An 18088-nucleotide genomic window follows, 5' to 3' on the forward strand; every position below is an offset into this window, starting at 1 on the left:
CTAAACGTAGCATGAAGGCAGCAGCGTGACGTTTGATCTGTACACTATATTATATATCATCGCGATAATTGCCGAAGCTATGACCGCTGCCCTTTTGGCTGGAAAATTAGAGATGGACCTTGTGGGCGTTTTTCTTTTGGGCTGGGTAACGGCCTTAGGGGGTGGGTCTATTCGGGATGTATTGCTAAATCATTATCCATTGTCATGGGTGCGGCATCCAAGTTATTCTTTAATAACAGGTTTTGCAGCTTTAGCGACTATTGTTGTTGCACGACATATGCATAAATTGCGTAAGTTATTTTTATTTCTCGATGCGATTGGATTGGTTGTTTTTACAGTAATTGGGTGCCAGATAGCAATAGTAGGGCATTTGTCGCTTATATGTGTAGTTATATCTGGTATGATTACGGGATGTATGGGGGGTGTTTTGCGGGATATATTATGTAACGATGTCCCGCTTTTGTTTCGTTCTGAATTATATGGGACGGTGTCGGTAAGTACGGCTATTGTCTTTTTGTTATGCTCTCATTATATAGATAATAAAAATATTGAACTTATTATAGCTATGATATTTGGTATTACATTTCGGTTATTATCTATTCGATATAATTGGACATTACCTCGCTTTACATATCGGTCTTAGAGGAGATTGCGCCTAGGTGTGGTTATGGGGGGCGCATAAGATAATAGTAGCACCGCTTAGACAGAGGCTTGCACCGGCGATATCCCATATGTCGGGTATTGTATGCTCTATGAGCCAGCTCCAAACTAGGCTTATAACAATATAGATTCCGCCATAAAGTGCGTAAGCACGTCCAGCATGGTCGGAAGGGCTCAATGTTAGTAGAAAAGCAAAGAGACTCAAGGAGAGGCTGCCGGGAATGAGCCATAGGGGGTTTTTATGAAGTTTAATCCATGCCCAAAATGAAAAACATCCAGCGATTTCAGCACAGGCTGTGAGGCTATAGAGCAATATAGAGCTGAACAGGAGAGGCATAAAAGAGACATAACCAATAAGGATGAGGAGGTTTATTATGTAGATACCTTCTTTGTAAAAAGATTGCTATCATGGACGTGGAAGCCCGCACTGGACGCTACGGTGTTTGCCCAGTGCGGAGGTGGGAGCTATTTAGCGGGGGACGTTGTTGGAGCTAGGCACTGTTGTGGGGTTGGAGACGGTGGACGCCGTGGCTTCTGGGCGTTTTTTCAGGCCGGCTAGCACTAGGGCCGTGCCGGTGAGGATAGCGGTTGCGCCTGCGATGACCTTGGCGAGGTCGAATTTGACCTTGTTTTCTACAGTCGGGAGCAAGCCGTCTGCGACGGAGGAGATTCCCGCCGTGACTTTATCCACATTCGCGGAGCTTTTGCCTGTTGCTGCGGTGAACACGCTCTCACCAGCGGCGATGAGGGCGGAGAGGGAGGGGGTTGTGTCGGCCATGATAGGCTCCTGTTCAATTCTAGTGAGTGATGGTTGGTGAGGGTTCAGTCAATGCGGCGGGGAGTCCCGTGCATTGCTGCTATTGGCCCGATTGTTGGGTAGGTGGTTGGTCGCCCAGCCTATGTTGAAGGCAAGGATGTTCATCAGCCGGTATGGGACCGTCCAACGCGACCCCGCAGCGGGTGGGCGGATGATGGTAGAAAGTGCGGCGCATACGATGATGAGTAACGCCGCATAGCCCTGCACGCTATTGGGCAGAGCAGAGAGGATGGATGAGAAATCCACACAATCCTCCAATGATGAAAAGGCCGCCCCTATACGGAGCGGCCCTTTTTATGGTCAGGATGGGTTAAGGTCAGCTGGGGCCTCTGGTAAGGCTGTGCTGGTCGTATCCTTACCCTTGGCGATGGCCGTTAGGGCGCGGATGTAAGCGACACAATCATCAGGCGTATCCTCATTGAAGATGCCGTAATTATTGTAAATCTGCATCCGTGCGACGCTTAGTACGGATAAAGCTTGCTGCTTGAGTGCATTAGCAACGGCGGCTTTATCGACAACCCATTGTTGCGTGCTGTCATCCCAATGGCCGTAAAGGGCTGGTGGAGCGACTGTGACAACATCCGCTGGCAGCGGCCCCGGCTTGGAGATTTGGAAGGCATTCGCATCGGCCTTGCGCCATACGGTCTGGCCGATATGGCTCTCCAGCACATTCCATTTCTTATTGACGTTATCGAACACAGCGACTTGGCCGTCATTCGCTGTAGGGGGAGCAAAGCGTGTGCTGCCAGCGGGCTCGGTAGAGTAGATTTGCACCCAGCCTTCCCATGAGCCTTTATAGACGCCGGTATAAGGGTCGAAGGCATAGAGTGTAATATAGCCGCTATTTACGGTGAAGCCGTCATCACCGAAGCTAGCGCGTGGTTGGGGCTTGTTGGTATCGTTTGTCATTTAACGGGTAATCCTGCATAGATGATGGGTAAGTAATTGCGGTTTTTAGGCCGCGTCACAGCCACCTGCGCCCATGCGTTATCTGGGGCGGGGGTGTGAATATCGAAGAAGCTGCTTTGGAAAGGGTTAGAGACACCCGGTTTGCTGGGGTAATGGCCAGCGGCTGGTTGCTCTAACCCGGCTGCTCGGAAGTCGCCGGAGAAGAATACCGGGATGCCCACCCGGCCCCCAATGGTGGAGGTGCCAGCGGCGGCGGAGCCTTCCTGATAAGAGGCAAAGCCGCGCGTTGGGCCGTCTGGGTCGTTATAACCGCTAGGGTCGTACCCGCGGATGAAGAGCCCGCAATCATTGGGGAGGAAGCCGCTTGGGTAGATTTTAGCAAGCTCGGGATAGACGTCCATCGGAAAGGATGAGCCATCACGCACGCGCCAGTTCTCCGGTGGGCTTGTGCCAGCAAAATAGGCGATAACCCCCGCAGCAAGGCCACCAGTGGAGGGCGCAGGAGGTTCAGCAAGTTTCTGCTCCACGCTGCTCATGCGCTGGGTCAGGGCGGTATCTGCCTGCTCCCGCGCGGTGGTCTCGGTTGTGAGGTCGGTTTGCTTTGCGTAGCCTGAAAGGTCCGGGGGAGCCGGGATAGTGGCACTCACCTGATTGATGCGTTGCTCAAGAGCAGTATCAGCGGCCTGGCGTGCGGTTGCCTCGGTGGTTAAGTCGGCTTGTTTAGCTAATCCCTCAATGGAGGGAAGCTGAATCCCCTCAATCGCCTGCGTTATATGTTGGGCGAGCTGTTGGGATGTAACAAGGCCGGATATATCGGGGAGGTCGCTCTTTTTGGCGTAAGCGGAGAGGTCTGGAGCTGCTATGTTGCCCCCGCCCAGAGAGCTAGCGGGGAACAGCCCGACCACGCTGCCTTGGAGGCCAAGCACGCGGTCCCCGGCCTGAGGTGCGCTCAAGGTTGGCAGGTCCGGCACGCGGACGCGCCCGCCTTCATTGCTGACGGTCATGCTCGTCATAGGGTGAGAATCCTTCCATCAGGGAGGGTGAGGTTATCGGGCTGGATGGCCGCATGGTCAGGCGGAGGAAGGCTGGCCTGCACAGCATCGACCGACCCGGCATCATCCAACACGGTGATGCGTAAGGTGCGGACATAACGGCGGCCTGTGCTGGTCTCGAGCGTCATGGTGATGCTCTGTGTGCCGGGGGTTCCCCCTTGCAGCCCGATGGTGGCGAGCGTGTTGGAGAGGGCGGACCATAATAATTTCAGCCCTGTCTCTTGCGGCACATCCACCGTAAGGCGGATGACCATCTCGCCCGGTTCGCAGCAGAACGGGCTAAGATAGAGGCTGTAATCCAACGCATCGCCACGGTTCTTGCTGGGGAAGCCTTGGATGATGGCCTCTTTAGAAGGGTAAAGGGAGCGCGCCGAACATGGCATCATGTCATAACGTCCTTCTGCATGTCTGACGCCACTTGAAGCACCAAGCCACCATAGGGGTTCTGGCCGTTTTCGAAGCGGATAATGGCGTTCATGAGGCCAGAGAGTAAGCGGGGCGTGGGTTGTCCGAGCGTCTCATCAGGCTCCACGCCAAGCGCATGAGACACGCCCTCAATGTAAGATGAGGTGTCATTCTCGGTCGGGGGGGCCCACTTGCTGATGATGCCCGTTACGGTGTCGATATGGTAGCGCAGAATGTAGCGAATAAGCTGGTCACGCAGAGCCTCAAGCCCTGCCTCTGGCGTGGGGAAGCGTGCAAAGCGCGCGTTAGGCCCCGGCTCTAGCACCGCGCCGGGTTGGTGGGCAAAGTTGAGATTGCCGGGGTTGTTATTGCGGATGCCGCGTGGTGTCATGTTACCCTCCGAAAAGATGAGGGTTGAGCGTATGAATAAGCTGATACAGCCCCACTGCTACGCCACCGCCAAAGGCCGCGCTGCCTGTGATGGCGGCGGTAATGAGGCGGGAGCGTGTGGAGATAGTGGCGGCAATCTGGTTGCTTAATGCCTCAATCCCTGCGCGTTGTTCACGGGCGAGATTGTCGATTTTGTCGCTAAGCTTTGTGATGTCGTCATCATGGCGTGCCTGTACGGCCTCTAACGCTGCCACGCGCTCATTAAGCGGCGCATAGGGCGGGGCCGTGGGGAGTTGGTCGGTCATTTTATCCTCTTGCTATAAAAAAACCGCCCTTGAAGGGCGGTCTGTATCGTCTGGCAGGGTGGTGTGTTTATGGGGGGCAAGCCGCGCGTAGCTCTTTGCGCTCATTTGCGTAATCGGTGAGGAAGAGCGGCACTTCTGTGAGGTCGGGATGAGTGCGTAGCTCGCGCGCTAGAGCGGCTTGTTCTTGGGGCGTGTAGGCTACAAGGGGCGGGCAAAGCGGGCGCAATGTGGGTTGGGCTGCGCATCCGCCTAACAGAGCGCATACTACTGCTGCGATGAGGGCTGCTACTGCCAGAGCGGGGGCGTAATCACGCTTGGGCATTAGAAGGCTCCTTTATCCAGCGTATCGAGTAGCTGATTATCGGTGCGGATGCCATTGGTGCGGGCATTGAGCATGGCGTGTGCGGCCTGCGTGGCCGCATTGGCGTTGGCCGTGGTGCGCTGGCTTGTATCCACGCGCGCGCTATTACGCCCCGCCCGGTTAGCGTACCAAATCAACCCGCCCAAAAAGCCCAGCACCGCCAGCAGGAAGCTACAGGCAGCGTAGAGATTCATGGGGGTTCCTTGTTATGCTGTTGGTTCGCTAGGGGCTGTGGGGAGGGTTTTGCTGGTGGTGTCGGTGCCGTTCACAATAGCCATTAAGGCTTTTATGTAGGCGACCCAGTTATCAGGCGTAGGCTCACCAATGATGCCGTAATTGTTATAAACAATCTGGCGTGCGGCTTGCAGAGCGGAGGTCGCTTGGGCTTTGAGCGGCGGCGGCGGCGGCACATACGGAACAATCTTGCCATCTTGCACAGCCTGCCCGCACGGTTGCCGCGCTTCCCATTGCGCTGGCGTGAGAGGGAGTAGCTCTGAGGCGGGTGGGAACCCGTCTAAATTGCTGTAAAATCCCATGTCAAACCACCCCGTAACAGGGGTCGGCTGGGTGGCCGAGTGGTCGTAACTGGCGTAATAACGCGCCGGATAAAGATTCTGATAATTGCTCATTGCATAACTCCTATTGCGATAACCTGTAACGTCCACTGAGCACCGGAGGTATTAACCTCCCCGCCTTTGGCGTAGGCGGGTTGAAAGGAAAATCCAGTATTATTGATATGCGGCGTGGCGGTGTTGAGATAAACGCCTATCGGAGCGAAACGGGAGACGTAATTCCCACCCGTTTCGCGGGTAATTGCGATTGAAATTACAGGGATAGTGCCCGGTGTGAATGAAGCCGGGAACGAAACCCACGCCTCGTTACCGTAGCCTACGCCGGTTTGTCCTGTAGCCACAAACGCCTGAATCACCACACGGCCCGTTAAGTTCGGTCCAATCACCTCTGGCAACACGCCACCTCCGGCGCGGTTAATCGGCCCGGTGATAGTGCCGCCAGAGAGGGGCAGCAACCCCGCCTCTGCCGCCTGTGCCCGCTGCGTCTCCTGTTGAAGGGCGGCGGCTGTGGCGTAATTTCCTAGCGGGTCTAGCCAGCCATTCATGCTCTGGCTGGGGTCGTTGGTGTTATTGTCTGCCGTGCAGATGAGAAAACGCCCTGCGATGGTAGGGTGTGCGATGGTTGCACCTACAGGATAGCCGTTAATAGTGGCGGCATAATCGGCAGAGAAAGGGTGTAACATCCCTAGTTCTGCTGTGCGGGCCGCGCGTGAGAGCATATTGAGGATGCCATTCATGTCCTCGCCATAAGGCGGCACGCCACCGGCGGCAATGGGGGTCATGGTCGCTTTGGGGAAGCCCAGAGCCATGCTCGCTCGGCCAATAGTGGTTGCTGATTGCGGAATGGTCGCAATGGTGGAGCTATCGGCCTGCTCTGCCCACGGGGTGGCGAAGAGGGGCCGGGTATCGGTCTGTTTCATGGAATGTAAACTCGCTGATAAAGGATGTGGACACCTGCGGGGCGGGGGAGGGCGCCGCTTTGCTGGATAAGGGTGACATCAAGGGGAGAGAGGTCCCAGTTGTGGCAAATCGTCATCGTACCATTGGCAGACCCTAAGGAGCTGTCGCCGAAAAAGATGCCGTTTTCGAAGGTTTGAGGGCCTTTGGTAGGGCCGTGCGCCTCTGTAAAGCCGAGATAGTCATCGGCGGGAGTACCCTCGGAGAGGTAAATGACCTTACCATTCCCGCCAAAGAGGCGCATGAGGATGGCATTACTTTGCGCGATGGAGCCGTTGGAGATGTTAGCCGCCGCCTTGGCGAAGATAAGCCGCCGGAAGGCCTCATCAGTGAGGGCATAATTCTCGGTGATGCTCTTGCCGGTATAAAAGATGCCATCTTCAAAAGGGCGTGCTGAATTGGTGCCGTCATCAGCCTCATCAAAGCCGATGAATTGCGGTTGACTGACCTTCTGGACGCGCTGGGCTCCAACAATGCGGCCCCATACATCCAGCCCCCATCCTGTGGCGGTAAGGGGGTTCCAGACGCGTTGTTGGAAGGTCTCAATGAGGCTCTGTGGGTCTATGGCCGCATTGAAGTAACCAATAATGCCGGTGAGGGCGGGGCTGTTGGCATATTGCGCTAAGATGGTCTCGCGTATGTCGATCATGTCACCACCTGTACGCTGATTGTATCGGCTGTGACGGTGGGGAGCTGGTTAATCGGTAGGGTGAGCCTGTTCTGGCCCGCATTGGCGTCCGTGCCGATAGAGAGCGTTAGCACCTCTGCCCAGTCACCTAACCCATCCACAACCGCTGAGAGGCGCGAGGCGTAGAGCGTCTTGCCGATGCGGATGCGTGTTGTCCCCGTTGTGAGATAGCTCATGATGGCTTGCTGAATAAGCTGTGCTGCGTTGTTCGGCACCGTGTCAGACGCGGCAATCTCCATAGTTACATAGACAGCCACCGGGGTGGGGCGGTCATAATGGAAGGAGTAAGACGGCTGGTTCCCCGCATAAACCGGGTTGGTATCCTGAACGGTGGCGATATGCGTGCCAACAGTTGCAATGCCGGGGGGCTTTTTATTGAGGATGGCCCGTCCGATATCTGTCGGATTGCCGCCCTCAACAAGGATATATTGCGCCCCTGCTGGGATGGTCACACCCTGTTGCGTCATGTCCGTTTGGGAGGGGTTATCCGTCACAAAGGCATCTGTTACGCCCGGGAGTGCAAGCAATGCGCCCATGAGAGAGGCGTTCTGGCCGATGCTGTTGGCCGCCACACTCGCTTGACGCCGCGCCTCGAAGTCCGTGCGGTTTTCGGCATCGGCTCCCGTAGCACCGGGGGCGGCGTTAGAGAGGGCTGCAATCCCCAGCCCTGCTTGATAGAGCGTTAAGCTATTGGCGGGGCATGTAATGGCCCCTGCTGTTTGGCATGAAAGCTCTAAATTAGCAGTGTTGGTGTTGGGGAGGGTAATATCCTGCGGGGCGGCATAGAGGTTGCCATCGCTACCCTGTGCGACGATTGTCCCAGCTTTGATGACCTGTCCGGGAGCGTTCACCGTGGCTTGCACGGTAACAGTGGTCGCGGTGGCGGGGCGGCGTTCCATAAAGTAAATGCGCCCGATAGCATCTTGCATCCGCCCGGAGGCTGAGGCGGGGTCCACGCCATTAAAGACGGCTAGCATGACCGATAGAAAATCGCCAAGAATAGCGGTTTCTGAAATGGCAATTTGCCCTTGAGGGGTGGAGAGGGCTGTATTAGCCCCGCCACCGAGGGCGGTGTTCATGTCCGCTAGCACGCCGGTGAGGATGTCTTGCTCAGAAGGAGCGGTGAAGCCTGCATCGGTGAGGGTGGGAGCAGGGACGTTCGTTATGAAGTCAGAATTGGGCATAATCCGTGCTTCCATCAGTGAAGGTTACGAGGATAACGCCGCGTAATTGGCGTTCTTTTGTGGGATTGGCGAGGTGGCAGGTCGCAGCGGCAACGCCGGGGACGGAGAGCGCGGCATCCTCGACCTCGGAGGCGTAGAAGGAGATATCCACTTCTGAATTGAGGATGTCTGTATCGTAGGGGATGCCTTGCCCGGTGTCGTACAGCACCTCCCCCAGCCATGTGCGGGCGGCAGAGCAGACATCTTGTAAAATGGCAGTTTTATCAGACAGCACAACGAGATTGCCGGTGCTATCAAGCGATAAGTCCCAATCAGAGGTAAGGGAGAGGGTTTTCATGCGGCGTCCTGTGAGGTAGCAGGTGAGGAAAGGTGAAGGAGGGCTTATGATGCGTTTATTGGTGGTCGTGATGGCGGGGTTGGCGTTGTTTGGCGTGGCGCGAGCAGAGGAGCGTTTTGTCCGTGGGAGTGGTGGAACCTTTATGGTGGACCCTCAGCGGGCTTATGAGTTTCTACATGCTGCGTATTCGGAAAAAAGGATTGCTGATAACGCGTATGATGTTCTCATCAATAAAAGGCGTGGGCCTTGCTATGATGCTGTTATCCATATGTTTACCTACTATGATGATGGTGGGGGGAATGTTACAAAATATTGCTACAAACCAGACTTAGAGAGTGATAACGCTGTTACTGGAGAGCATCCGGCTTATGCTCCTGCCTTGCCGGCGGTGCCTCCTCAATAAGGAACTTTGTGTATGACTTATCGTGCGTTTATGTGTGTTGCGGCTCTTATGATGTTTGGAGAGGCGCACGCGGATATGTTGAGCCATCAGCCTGAGCCTACAGAGTCGTTGTCTCAGGCACTGCATGATAATGCTGTTGCTGCTCATCATCGTGGGCATAGTGAGCAGGGCTTGCAGTTTGATGAGCAAAATCTGCGCCGTTTGGGGTTGTCGGAAAGGACGGCAAAGGATGGCCTATGGGCTGTGGTTCATCGTCCGCGTTCGCAATGTGCGCAATATGTTCGTCAGCTTGCAGCGGATGCGAAAGGGGCCTCTGAGGCGTTTGTCCAAAGTGACCAACGTGTGGTGGTTTATCTAGAGAACTCCGGTATTTGTGAGCGGGAAAATCTACGGTAAGTTTTTCCTTTTCGTGGGAAGGGTTGGGCTTACTGCAAAGCAGTCTTGCAGGATTATGGTAGGTTGCGGCTTGATCTCCTTTTGGGAAGGGGCCAGCTGAGGGGCACCTTGATATACAGTAAGGAGATAGGAATATGGCTGATAAGTCAGATAGTAAGAATGCACCGCTCAAACCTACCCATGAAGTGATTAAGGAATTGCATCCTGAGGAGCGGCCAGCTGCGCGGGAGCGGCATTATGAGGTGATTGATGAGGTCTCTAGCGATGAAGCTGAGGATGTGACGCAGTAAAGAGGAGGGCGGAGATGGTACGAGGGGCCTTAAAGCTAAAACGCTTAGCTGTGAGAATGGGGATGCTAGGGGTAGGGTGTTGCATAGCAGGGGGGATCGCCCATGCGCAGGCCCCTCTTGAGGTGGGGCAAGATGGGCATGTAACGACCAATGGCATAGCGGCTATTGGTGTGTCTGCGCAGGAGGGGCAGCGTCTTGCTCAGGTGGGGAAGTGGCAGATGTTGGAGTTGGAACATACTCTGACGGCTTTGCTGGCTGAGGATGATGTAATGTTGTCCTTTTCTCCACGCCGTGGCGGAGATGTGTTTTTGATGTTCGTGCTGAAAGGTCAAGAGGTTAAGGACCCGGCTTTATCTGTACGTTTTTCGAACGGTCTGGAGGTAAAGAGCTTCCATTATACCGGCATTATTAACCGAGGCACGCAATGGGGCTGTTATGTTAGTGAGGCAGAAGGGAAGGCCCTGTTCGCGGCATTGGCGCAAAGTCATGCTGTGACGATGGTGTGGAGTGGTGGGCAAAAGCAGGTTGAGTTTGCTCAAGGAGCTGAGTTTGTGCAGAATATGCGCGAGACTGCACAGCATGGGCATATGCCTTTCCCTCAATGATAATTATCGGGGGGGACCGGTATCGCCGGAGCCGGGTTGTACCCCGTTATGGGTGTGTTGTGTAAGGGATATGCTGCCGGCTTTTACGTCACCATTTGTTACGATATCGCAATTTGCTGATAATTTTGCAGCATTGATAGTCACCTCGCCTTGGGCCTCAATAGAAACTGTCCCCGGTGTTACGATGCGCCAGCCTTGCTCTGTGGCCTGAATGAATTGATTTGGCCCGTTATTGAGAAAGCCACCCACATAAACGCAATCCTGTAGAGCAAATTGCCGGAATGAGGCAGGTGGGGATGGCTGACGGGTTGTTACGGCATGGGTGTGGTCGCGCCCGGATATGATGATGAAGCCAATATCGCCCGGTTTGGGGTCGATGATGAGGGCCGATGTGCCACCTTGGATGCGTAGGTAGGGCACATTATGGATGATATCATGCGCTAAAGGGCGTGATAGGGCGTCTTGTTGTTGGACCATGGGGCGGACGGTGACTTTGCCGGTGATAGAGGCTGGTTCTGCCGAGACATCCACGACTTGAACCAACATAGAAGGTCCAATTTGGCTAATGTGGCTGGCAATAAGGCTATCTAGCGCGCCTTTAATGTTATTTTTCCCCGTCGTAGGGCGAAGATAAGGGGTGTTGGTGGGGAGAGGCATAGTAGGCTCCATATTCTGGCGATGTGTTAAGGTGACAATTTGGTTTATTTGTTGATAGGGTGGTTTTGACTTTGTGATTATTGGGGGTAGTGATGCGGGGCATTGTTGCGGGGATTTTGAGTTTTGTGGCGTTTGTTTTGATGCCGGGTTTGGGTGTTTGTGCTGATGGGATACCGCCTATAGAGGAGGGGTTGAAGATGGTTGCGGCGCAGCAGCAATATGCGTTGCAGCGGATGGGCTTGAGTGCGTCGTTAGCGCGGCAGGCTTTGTGGGGGGCGAAGTATAAGCCTGAGTCTATGTGCGCGCAGCATGTGAGTTTGCTGTTGAGCGGGTATGATGCGTTGCATCCTGAGTTCCCTGATGATGGGCCTCCGGATAAGGATAGGCAGGAGCGTATTCGCTTAGCGAATTCTGGGTCATGGCGATTTGTTTACGATATTGAGCAGGTACATATTTGTAGCAAGGCTTTTTTGGATAAGACGCCTGCGAAGCCTGTAGTTCGTAATCATGCAGGGATGGTTGCAAGGGACTTTCTAACCGATCGCCAAGGGACGATTAAGGCAATGATTGACGCTGGTGTAGAAAAAGGTGTTGCGGAGAGTGCAGCTGTTCTTTTAACGACTCAAAAAGGAAGGTTTGAAGCCTGTGCTGTGACAGTAGACCTTTTATTGCACGCTCATCAACCGTTGATGGGGCTGGATACGGATATTGCCCGGGAGTTGAATGCTCGGAGTTTTGAAACAGCGGAAACAGATTGTGACATTGGGCGGATGTATCAAGACCCGAATGCAGAAGACCCTTATGCGCCATCGATTGAGCGGTTATTGAAGGCTTTTCGGGAGGACCGGAAGGGGACGATTAAGAGGTTGAAGAAAGTGGGCGTCCGATGGGATCATGCTGAGGATGCGGCAGATTTAGTTCTTTCCCAGAAGGGGCGTTATTGGCGTTGCGCGGTTATTGTAGGGGGGTTGTTGGATAATATGGGGTATGAATGGGGAGATATTACCCATCATGTAGATGCGATAAATAAGGGGTATTATACCATTGGGGGCTATCCTAATGGTGGTGGTGGTAGTGGTGTTGGTGATGGGGTTTGTGATGTGGATAATATGAATCATGACCCGCGGGAGGGATGGTAGAGCAAGGGGTTAGGTTGCTCCGTTGTGAGGTGGTTTTTGGCCGAGATTGGTGCGGATGCAATCGATGGTTGTGTGCCATTTGCCTTCCGCTATTTCTGTTGAGACTTCATGTTGGATGGCAATGGGGAGCCATAGGCCATCCCAAGGGGCTTTGCTGATAAGCTGGTGACTTTGGTTGGTGAGGCTATTTGGCTTATTTTCTGGGGGGAGCCAGTTTTGAGGGATGTACTTGCTATCTAGGGTGAATGGTTGCCAGAAGGCGATGTCTGGGCGGAGGAGTGTTGTGATGGTTGTTCCGGCCTCGTTATATTTGGGATAGCCAACCATACCATTTTGGGCAGAGATGATGGGTATTGATTTTGCTTGCCCATTTGGAGGGGTGCCAGTGTAGGAGCCGCCCCAGATTTCAACCACCCCTAGATGGGCTGTTGTTTGGGAGATTTGCTGCTTGTAGCTGTTGGGGAGGTTGTTAGTCTCGTCTTGCGTAATGGGGGTGTAAGGTCGGATATTATATTTGATATGTGTTGCGTTTACGACCCCCTTTATTTGGTCTAGCGCAGTCCCAGAGCGGTAATGGTTGGTGAGGGTTTGGTGATGATCCCAACCGCCATAATTGAGGAGTTGGAGTTTTGCTGCGTAGCAGATGTCTTGCAGGATGGAGAGGGCGGGGTAAGGGCCTTTATAGCCTTTTGCGGGGATGAGAATGCCAGCGGGGATTGTGTTTGTCATGGCATGGATTTGGAAGGGTGTGTCTGGGTCGTTATAATCCGTATAGGCGTCGTTAATTTGCCCGATAAAGAGGGTTGTGAGGGGGGCGTTATTATCATCGCTCACAGAGAGCATGATGGTGGTGCGCCCGGGGAGAACGTGGTTGAGGAATGTTAAGGTGACAATATGGTTTATTTGTTGATAGGGTGGCTTTGGCTTTGTGATTATTGGGGGTTGTGATGCGGGGATTTGTTGCGGGGATTTTGAGTTTTGTGGCGTTTGTTTTTGTGCCGGGTTTGGGTGTTTGTGCTGATGGGATACCGCCTATAGAGGAGGGGTTGAAGATGGTTGCGGCGCAGCAGCAATATGCGTTGCAGCGGATGGGCTTGAGTGCGTCGTTAGCGCGGCAGGCTTTGTGGGGGGCGAAGTATAAGCCTGAGTCTATGTGCGCGCAGCATGTGAGTTTGCTGTTGAGCGGGTATGATGCGTTGCATCCTGAGTTCCCTGATGATGGGCCGCCGGATAAGGATAGGCAGGAGCGTATTCGCTTAGCGAATTCTGGGTCATGGCGATTTGTTTACGATATTGAGCAGGTACATATTTGTAGCAAGGCTTTTTTGGATAAGACGCCTGCGAAGCCTGTAGTTCGTAATCATGCAGGGATGGTTGCAAGGGACTTTCTAACCGATCGCCAAGGGACGATTAAGGCAATGATTGACGCTGGTGTAGAAAAAGGTGTTGCGGAGAGTGCAGCTGTTCTTTTAACGACTCAAAAAGGAAGGTTTGAAGCCTGTGCTGTGACAGTAGACCTTTTATTGCACGCTCATCAACCGTTGATGGGGCTGGATACGGATATTGCCCGGGAGTTGAATGCTCGGAGTTTTGAAACAGCGGAAACAGATTGTGACATTGGGCGGATGTATCAAGACCCGAATGCGGAATATCCTTATGCGCCATCGATTGAGCGGTTGCAGAAGGCTTTTCGGGAGGATCGGAAAGGGACGATTGAGCGGTTGGTACAGGCGGGTGTTAGGCGTGTATGGGCGGAGAATGCAGCGGATTTAGTTCTTTCCCAGAAGGGGCGGTATGGCCCCTGTGCTATTATCATGGGGGGATTGTTGGATAATATGGGGTATGAGTGGGGGGATATTACCCATCATGTTAAAGCTATTAATGATGGGATTTATTATGGGAAAGGGTTGGGGACTGGAGTTTGTGATGCGGAGAATGCAGAAGAAGCCCCTGAGTCCGGTGCATTGCGCTGGTAGGTATTAGGATAGTGCTTTGTTATGAGGTGGTTTTTGGCCGAGATTGGTGCGGATGCACTCTATGGTTGTGTGCCATTTGCCCTCCGCTATTTCTGTTGAGACTTCATGTTGGATGGCAATGGGTAGCCATAGGCCATCCCAAGGGGCTTTGCTGATAAGCTGGTGACTTTGGTTGGTGAGGCTGTTCGGTTGGTTGGGGGAAGGAAGCCAATTTTGAGGGGCGTATTTGCTCTCTAATATAAGAGGTTGCCAGAAGGCGATGTCTGGGCGGAGTAGTGTTGTGATGGTTGTTCCGGCCTCGTTATATTTGGGGTAGCCAACCATACCATTTTGGGCAGAGATGATGGGTATTGATTTTTCTTGCCCATTTGGAGGGGTGCCAGTGTAGGAGCCGCCCCAGATTTCAACCACCCCTAGATGGGCTGTTGTTTGGGAGATTTGCTGCTTGTAGCTGTTGGGGAGGTTGTTGGCCTCGTCTTGCGTAATGGGGGTGTAAGGTCGGATATTATATTTGATATGTGTTGCGTTTACGACCCCCTTTATTTGGTCTAGCGCAGTCCCAGAGCGGTAATGGTTGGTGAGGGTTTGGTGATGATCCCAACCGCCATAATTGAGAAGTTGGAGTTTGGCTGCGTAGCAGATGTCTTGCAGGATGGAGAGGGCGGGGTAAGGGCCTTTATAGCCTTTTGCGGGGATGAGAATGCCAGCGGGGATTGTGTTTGTCATGGCATGGATTTGGAAGGGTGTGTCTGGGTCGTTATAATCCGTATAGGCGTCGTTAATCTGCCCGATAAAGAGTGTTGTGAGGGGGGCGTTATTATCATCGCTCACAGAGAGCATGATGGTGGTGCGGCCGGGAAGAACGTGGTTGAGGTCGTCCACCATAGGGTAATCGGGCACGATAGAGAAATCTTCGCGTGTTTTCTTGAAAAGCCCTTTAATGGTGATGTCAGCCTCGGAACCGAGTGCGACGCCTGCATGTTTGATGAGGGCATGGATGGCGTGGTCTTGCCCAATGGTGATATTGGAAAAAGACCCATCCGCTTGTGGTGTGTAAAAGGTGATGATGATTTGTTTATGGGTAAAGCTGTTGGCTTTGGGGGGCGTAGCAGAGGCGGTGTAGGTCATGATGAGTTGTCCTCATAATAAAGGAGGAAGCGGGAGCCGAGGGCTGTGAAGTCAGGGTCTGATGTGCCGGCGTTGTCCCCAAAATAGAGGGTACCAGGCAGGGGGCTGAGGGGGGAGCGAAGGAGGTCTGTCCCATTTTGGCAGAGGGTGCCAAGGAGGAGGGGAGTGTTGTTTGCGGTGATATCTATATACAAGCCGGAGGCAAGTTGGCGGAGCCAGAATTGGCATTGTAACCCGGCGATGGGGCAGGTGAGGCTTTGGGCGGGAATTGGGGAGAGGGGGATGGTGTAGAGCATGAATTAACCCTTCCCGGAATTGAGGTTGGTAGTGCCTGTATTTTGTGTAGGTGCCCCTTGGGGGTATCGTGTTGCCGAGGAGGGGAAGGTGTTGCTTTGTCGAACCTCTTGGAGGGTGATGTCTGCCATGATGAGGTCTGCTGTGTTACTGTCTGCTGAGCGGGTAATTTTATAGTTGACGATGTTGGCGTCAGGATAGTTACGTTCCGGCGTAATAACGTAATAAAGGTTAGTGTCTTTGACTAACTCGGTTAGTTTATCGGCAAATTTGCTTTTTACTGTATCTGGTCCGACGCCGAGGGCCCCACGTAAAAAGCCTGGGAGGAGGTTTTCTGCTAGATTGCCGGTTTCTGACCCATCGCAGATCATCCGAATGGTGGCAGTGTAGGGGGCGGCAACCTTATTATAGCTGGTGAAAGAGGTGTTCTCCTGTGGGGCAGTGCAGATAGAGGATTTTTCTTCTATTTGTAGGGAAACGACATGGGCGGCGGTTAGTACGGGTTCTGGGCCTTTTTTGAAAAGGGTGGTGACGTCATTGCCTAGCAGTTTGGTGGCGGTGGTTTGCCAGCCTTTTTTTGCTTCGGCTTTGGGGTTGGTGAAAATGCCCCATTGGCGGGCGGCGCGTTGGATGGCCCAGTTCTCCAACGCGTCCCCCCCAAAGCTGGAGGCCGTGGCCCGGAGGGATGTAAGGGCGGACATGGGGGTTCCTCTCTTTTCTGGCCCGCTGTGGTCTAGCTGATATGGGCGAGTGTGTAGCGGGTGATGGTTTTGGCAATGCTCGCTTCTACCGCGCGGGCGATTTCCGCTGGGTGTTGTGAGTTTGCCTTCACGGTGATGTTAATAGTGGGGCTGTGGGTTGTGTTGTTGTGGGTGGTGGTGTGCCGTGGTTGGGCGGTGTCCATCGCTTGCACAATTTGGGTGATGGCGTGTGTGTTGCTCAATTGTGGCGGGGTTGTGTTGCTGTGCTGTTGGGGAAGGTGGTGTTGGGCGAGTGCAGCACTTGCTTGGGTTAACGCATGGGTGAGGCGTACCCAGTGTGTTGAGGTTTCGTCTCGTTCTGATAGGTGGGGTGAGGCTGGTGGGTTCGGGTTAAATGATGGTGTGGGGTGGTAGGGTGGGGAAGCTGGTGTAAGGGGGGTGTTTGTCGCTTGTGAGGCGGCGGCGGTGCGTGTTGTAAGGTCGGGTTGTGGGGCATTGGGTGTGTGTGGTTTGGCCGCTGGTGGCGTGTAAAATGGGGGTTCTGCCGTGCGGGAGGGGGGTGAGTGTGGTGGTGTGTGTGTGGCTAGGATGGTGCGGGTGGTCAGCAAAGCGGAGAGGTCTTGCACCATAGCCAGAGGGTTGTTGGCTGGGGCGTCAGCGTTGGGGTGTTGTTTGCGCTGGTGGAGCCGGGCGAGGGCTTGCTCGGCATTATGGAGGGTGGGCTCGACCTCTTGGAGGGCTTGGCGTGTGAGCTGATTGGCGCGTGAGAGGAGGTTTGCCCATTCCTGCACAGCGCGGTTAGGGGATGGCGAGGTGTGTGTGAGGGGAGAGGGGATTGGGGATGTTGGGGTCTGGGAGGTGGCGGTGTGGGTGTGGTCTTGCGGGGTGTGTGGTGTGAGGGGTGTGTCTTCCAGCGAGGAGGTGGGGTGTTGAGAGAGGGGGGCTAGAGCTTGTTGGAGGGTGTTGAGCTGTGGCGGGGTGGCTGTTAGCTGTTGGCCAAGGGTGCTGAGAGCCTGAGTGGCGTGGGTGATGTCTTGGCCAAATGTGGAGAGGGAGCGGCCCCCGGTAAAGAGGGCGAGGGCCCCCATGGCTTCTTGCCGGAAGGTGCGGAAGGCATCGGCCCCTTGTTGGCCTGTTTGGGCAAGGGTTTGAGCGGTGTTGTTTGCGTGTTGCTCTAGTGTCGTGAGGTTTTGGTGGGCTTGTGCGGCCCCTTGGGCGAGGCCGGAGCTATCTAGCCCGAGTTGGATGATGAGGGTATCAAGAATTGCCATTTACGCGCTCCACTGCCGCGACTTCCCAGAGGAGCCACATATCCTCGCTGTCATAAAGTGTTTTCAGCTCGTGTAATGTGGCTAAGCCTGCCCCGATGACAAAGGCCATTGGGGTTGAGAGGTTTACGCAGCGGGTGGGGCTGCGTCCTCCGGCTGTGTCTCCCTCAATATGGCGATGAGAGGGTAGATCTGGTAAATCGCGGCCTTGAAAAAATCCACATTAAGCCGGAAGGCCTCCGCCCGAAGAGCGGGTAATGTGTTGGGGTCTGAGATGTCGGCCTCGATGAGGGGGGCGGGGTCGATGGCCTGATTATGCGGGTCGCGGCGGATTTTGACGCAATCAAGCAGGCCGGAGAAGGCTTTGTCGCAGTCCTCGTCACTCATATGGCCGAATAGAGCCATACTTTGGCCGGAAAGACCGACAATGCCGCTTTGTAGGGCCTCGCGCGGGGTGTTTGCGCCCGCGCGGGCGAGGGCACGAACAACATGCCGTGCCCAATGGTCCGCCGTAAAGGCGGACATGCGGGAGATGACAAAGCATTTGCCTGCATCTGACCCGTCTTTTGGGGTCCATTCAATGGATTTCACGAA

29 protein-coding genes are annotated in these 18088 nt (G+C 54.3%); 7 read left to right on the forward strand and 22 right to left on the reverse strand.

The window, feature by feature from the left end; translation table 11 throughout:
* The first annotated feature begins 25 nt into the window (after positions 1-25).
* Entirely contained in the window at positions 26-643 is a 618-nt protein-coding gene (locus tag GM557_RS01885; RefSeq protein ID WP_266137216.1) for a trimeric intracellular cation channel family protein, read from the forward strand.
* A 12-nt stretch (positions 644-655) separates the two neighbouring features.
* Here the strand turns inward: GM557_RS01885 and GM557_RS01890 are convergent, their stop codons facing one another.
* The 15 genes from GM557_RS01890 to GM557_RS01960 all read right to left on the reverse strand — a co-directional run bounded on the left by GM557_RS01890 (position 656) and on the right by GM557_RS01960 (position 8637).
* Complete coding sequence (locus GM557_RS01890; protein WP_155572724.1) at positions 656-997, reverse strand: YnfA family protein; 342 nt, start codon at positions 995-997, stop codon at positions 656-658.
* Positions 998-1129: 132 nt separating this feature from the next.
* Positions 1130-1438, reverse strand: coding sequence for a hypothetical protein (locus GM557_RS01895; protein WP_155572725.1), 309 nt, complete (start codon positions 1436-1438; stop codon positions 1130-1132).
* A 48-nt stretch (positions 1439-1486) separates the two neighbouring features.
* Positions 1487-1723: a hypothetical protein gene (locus GM557_RS01900; RefSeq protein WP_155572726.1), complete on the reverse strand. Its 237-nt coding sequence runs from the start codon at positions 1721-1723 to the stop codon at positions 1487-1489.
* 54 nt (positions 1724-1777) lie between these two features.
* Positions 1778-2386, reverse strand: coding sequence for a hypothetical protein (locus tag GM557_RS01905; protein ID WP_155572727.1), 609 nt, complete (start codon positions 2384-2386; stop codon positions 1778-1780).
* Positions 2383-3399, reverse strand: a complete 1017-nt coding sequence (locus GM557_RS01910) for a phage tail protein (RefSeq protein WP_155572728.1) — start codon at positions 3397-3399, stop codon at positions 2383-2385. Before GM557_RS01910 ends, GM557_RS01905 begins: the two co-directional genes overlap by 4 nt.
* Entirely contained in the window at positions 3396-3824 is a 429-nt protein-coding gene (locus GM557_RS01915; RefSeq protein WP_155572729.1) for a hypothetical protein, read from the reverse strand. Before GM557_RS01915 ends, GM557_RS01910 begins: the two co-directional genes overlap by 4 nt.
* Entirely contained in the window at positions 3821-4234 is a 414-nt protein-coding gene (locus GM557_RS01920; RefSeq protein WP_155572730.1) for a structural protein P5, read from the reverse strand. Before GM557_RS01920 ends, GM557_RS01915 begins: the two co-directional genes overlap by 4 nt.
* A gap of 1 nt (position 4235) precedes the next feature.
* On the reverse strand, positions 4236-4538 hold the full coding sequence (locus tag GM557_RS01925) for a hypothetical protein (RefSeq protein WP_099027549.1): 303 nt from the start codon (positions 4536-4538) through the stop codon (positions 4236-4238).
* A gap of 67 nt (positions 4539-4605) precedes the next feature.
* Positions 4606-4860, reverse strand: a complete 255-nt coding sequence (locus tag GM557_RS01930; protein WP_230880574.1) for a hypothetical protein — start codon at positions 4858-4860, stop codon at positions 4606-4608.
* On the reverse strand, positions 4860-5093 hold the full coding sequence (locus GM557_RS01935; RefSeq protein ID WP_155572731.1) for a hypothetical protein: 234 nt from the start codon (positions 5091-5093) through the stop codon (positions 4860-4862). Before GM557_RS01935 ends, GM557_RS01930 begins: the two co-directional genes overlap by 1 nt.
* Before the next feature lie 12 nt (positions 5094-5105).
* Positions 5106-5528: a hypothetical protein gene (locus GM557_RS01940; protein WP_155572732.1), complete on the reverse strand. Its 423-nt coding sequence runs from the start codon at positions 5526-5528 to the stop codon at positions 5106-5108.
* On the reverse strand, positions 5525-6391 hold the full coding sequence (locus tag GM557_RS01945) for a hypothetical protein (protein WP_155572733.1): 867 nt from the start codon (positions 6389-6391) through the stop codon (positions 5525-5527). The genes GM557_RS01940 and GM557_RS01945 overlap by 4 nt, the downstream gene beginning before the upstream one ends.
* Positions 6388-7077 carry a DUF2612 domain-containing protein gene (locus GM557_RS01950; protein WP_155572734.1) on the reverse strand — a complete coding sequence of 230 codons (690 nt, stop codon included), beginning with the start codon at positions 7075-7077 and terminating at the stop codon, positions 6388-6390. Before GM557_RS01950 ends, GM557_RS01945 begins: the two co-directional genes overlap by 4 nt.
* Positions 7074-8300, reverse strand: coding sequence for a baseplate J/gp47 family protein (locus tag GM557_RS01955; protein WP_155572735.1), 1227 nt, complete (start codon positions 8298-8300; stop codon positions 7074-7076). Before GM557_RS01955 ends, GM557_RS01950 begins: the two co-directional genes overlap by 4 nt.
* A complete protein-coding gene (locus GM557_RS01960) occupies positions 8287-8637 on the reverse strand; it encodes a hypothetical protein (protein WP_099027555.1) in 351 nt (116 codons plus the stop codon). The genes GM557_RS01955 and GM557_RS01960 overlap by 14 nt, the downstream gene beginning before the upstream one ends.
* A 46-nt stretch (positions 8638-8683) precedes the next feature.
* On the opposite strand from GM557_RS01960, the gene GM557_RS01965 reads away from it, so the two are divergent.
* The 4 genes from GM557_RS01965 to GM557_RS01980 all read left to right on the forward strand — a co-directional run bounded on the left by GM557_RS01965 (position 8684) and on the right by GM557_RS01980 (position 10331).
* Complete coding sequence (locus GM557_RS01965) at positions 8684-9040, forward strand: hypothetical protein (RefSeq protein WP_155572736.1); 357 nt, start codon at positions 8684-8686, stop codon at positions 9038-9040.
* Between the two features lie 12 nt (positions 9041-9052).
* Positions 9053-9436 carry a hypothetical protein gene (locus tag GM557_RS01970; protein ID WP_155572737.1) on the forward strand — a complete coding sequence of 128 codons (384 nt, stop codon included), beginning with the start codon at positions 9053-9055 and terminating at the stop codon, positions 9434-9436.
* Between the two features lie 134 nt (positions 9437-9570).
* Positions 9571-9726, forward strand: coding sequence for a hypothetical protein (locus GM557_RS01975; RefSeq protein WP_155572738.1), 156 nt, complete (start codon positions 9571-9573; stop codon positions 9724-9726).
* 14 nt (positions 9727-9740) lie between these two features.
* Entirely contained in the window at positions 9741-10331 is a 591-nt protein-coding gene (locus GM557_RS01980; protein WP_155572739.1) for a hypothetical protein, read from the forward strand.
* A gap of 3 nt (positions 10332-10334) precedes the next feature.
* Here GM557_RS01980 and GM557_RS01985 read toward each other — a convergent pair whose 3' ends face one another.
* Complete coding sequence (locus tag GM557_RS01985; protein WP_155572740.1) at positions 10335-10988, reverse strand: Gp138 family membrane-puncturing spike protein; 654 nt, start codon at positions 10986-10988, stop codon at positions 10335-10337.
* 92 nt (positions 10989-11080) lie between these two features.
* On the opposite strand from GM557_RS01985, the gene GM557_RS01990 reads away from it, so the two are divergent.
* Positions 11081-12127, forward strand: a complete 1047-nt coding sequence (locus GM557_RS01990; RefSeq protein WP_155572741.1) for a hypothetical protein — start codon at positions 11081-11083, stop codon at positions 12125-12127.
* Between the two features lie 9 nt (positions 12128-12136).
* Here GM557_RS01990 and GM557_RS01995 read toward each other — a convergent pair whose 3' ends face one another.
* Complete coding sequence (locus tag GM557_RS01995) at positions 12137-12970, reverse strand: hypothetical protein (protein ID WP_155572742.1); 834 nt, start codon at positions 12968-12970, stop codon at positions 12137-12139.
* A gap of 104 nt (positions 12971-13074) precedes the next feature.
* On the opposite strand from GM557_RS01995, the gene GM557_RS02000 reads away from it, so the two are divergent.
* Entirely contained in the window at positions 13075-14103 is a 1029-nt protein-coding gene (locus GM557_RS02000; RefSeq protein ID WP_155572743.1) for a hypothetical protein, read from the forward strand.
* Between the two features lie 3 nt (positions 14104-14106).
* Here GM557_RS02000 and GM557_RS02005 read toward each other — a convergent pair whose 3' ends face one another.
* From GM557_RS02005 to GM557_RS02025, 5 genes are all read right to left on the reverse strand, one after another.
* On the reverse strand, positions 14107-15231 hold the full coding sequence (locus GM557_RS02005) for a hypothetical protein (RefSeq protein WP_155572744.1): 1125 nt from the start codon (positions 15229-15231) through the stop codon (positions 14107-14109).
* Positions 15228-15527 carry a phage baseplate plug protein gene (locus tag GM557_RS02010; RefSeq protein WP_155572745.1) on the reverse strand — a complete coding sequence of 100 codons (300 nt, stop codon included), beginning with the start codon at positions 15525-15527 and terminating at the stop codon, positions 15228-15230. The genes GM557_RS02005 and GM557_RS02010 overlap by 4 nt, the downstream gene beginning before the upstream one ends.
* 3 nt (positions 15528-15530) lie before the next feature.
* Complete coding sequence (locus tag GM557_RS02015) at positions 15531-16226, reverse strand: phage baseplate protein (protein WP_155572746.1); 696 nt, start codon at positions 16224-16226, stop codon at positions 15531-15533.
* Positions 16227-16258: 32 nt separating this feature from the next.
* On the reverse strand, positions 16259-17497 hold the full coding sequence (locus tag GM557_RS02020; RefSeq protein ID WP_155572747.1) for a hypothetical protein: 1239 nt from the start codon (positions 17495-17497) through the stop codon (positions 16259-16261).
* A gap of 123 nt (positions 17498-17620) precedes the next feature.
* Entirely contained in the window at positions 17621-18085 is a 465-nt protein-coding gene (locus GM557_RS02025; protein ID WP_099026315.1) for a phage tail assembly chaperone, read from the reverse strand.
* Between the last annotated feature and the right edge of the window lie 3 nt (positions 18086-18088).

The sequence above is a fragment of the Bombella sp. ESL0385 genome, from assembly GCF_009725755.1.
Classification (GTDB): Bacteria; Pseudomonadota; Alphaproteobacteria; order Acetobacterales; family Acetobacteraceae; genus Bombella; species Bombella pollinis.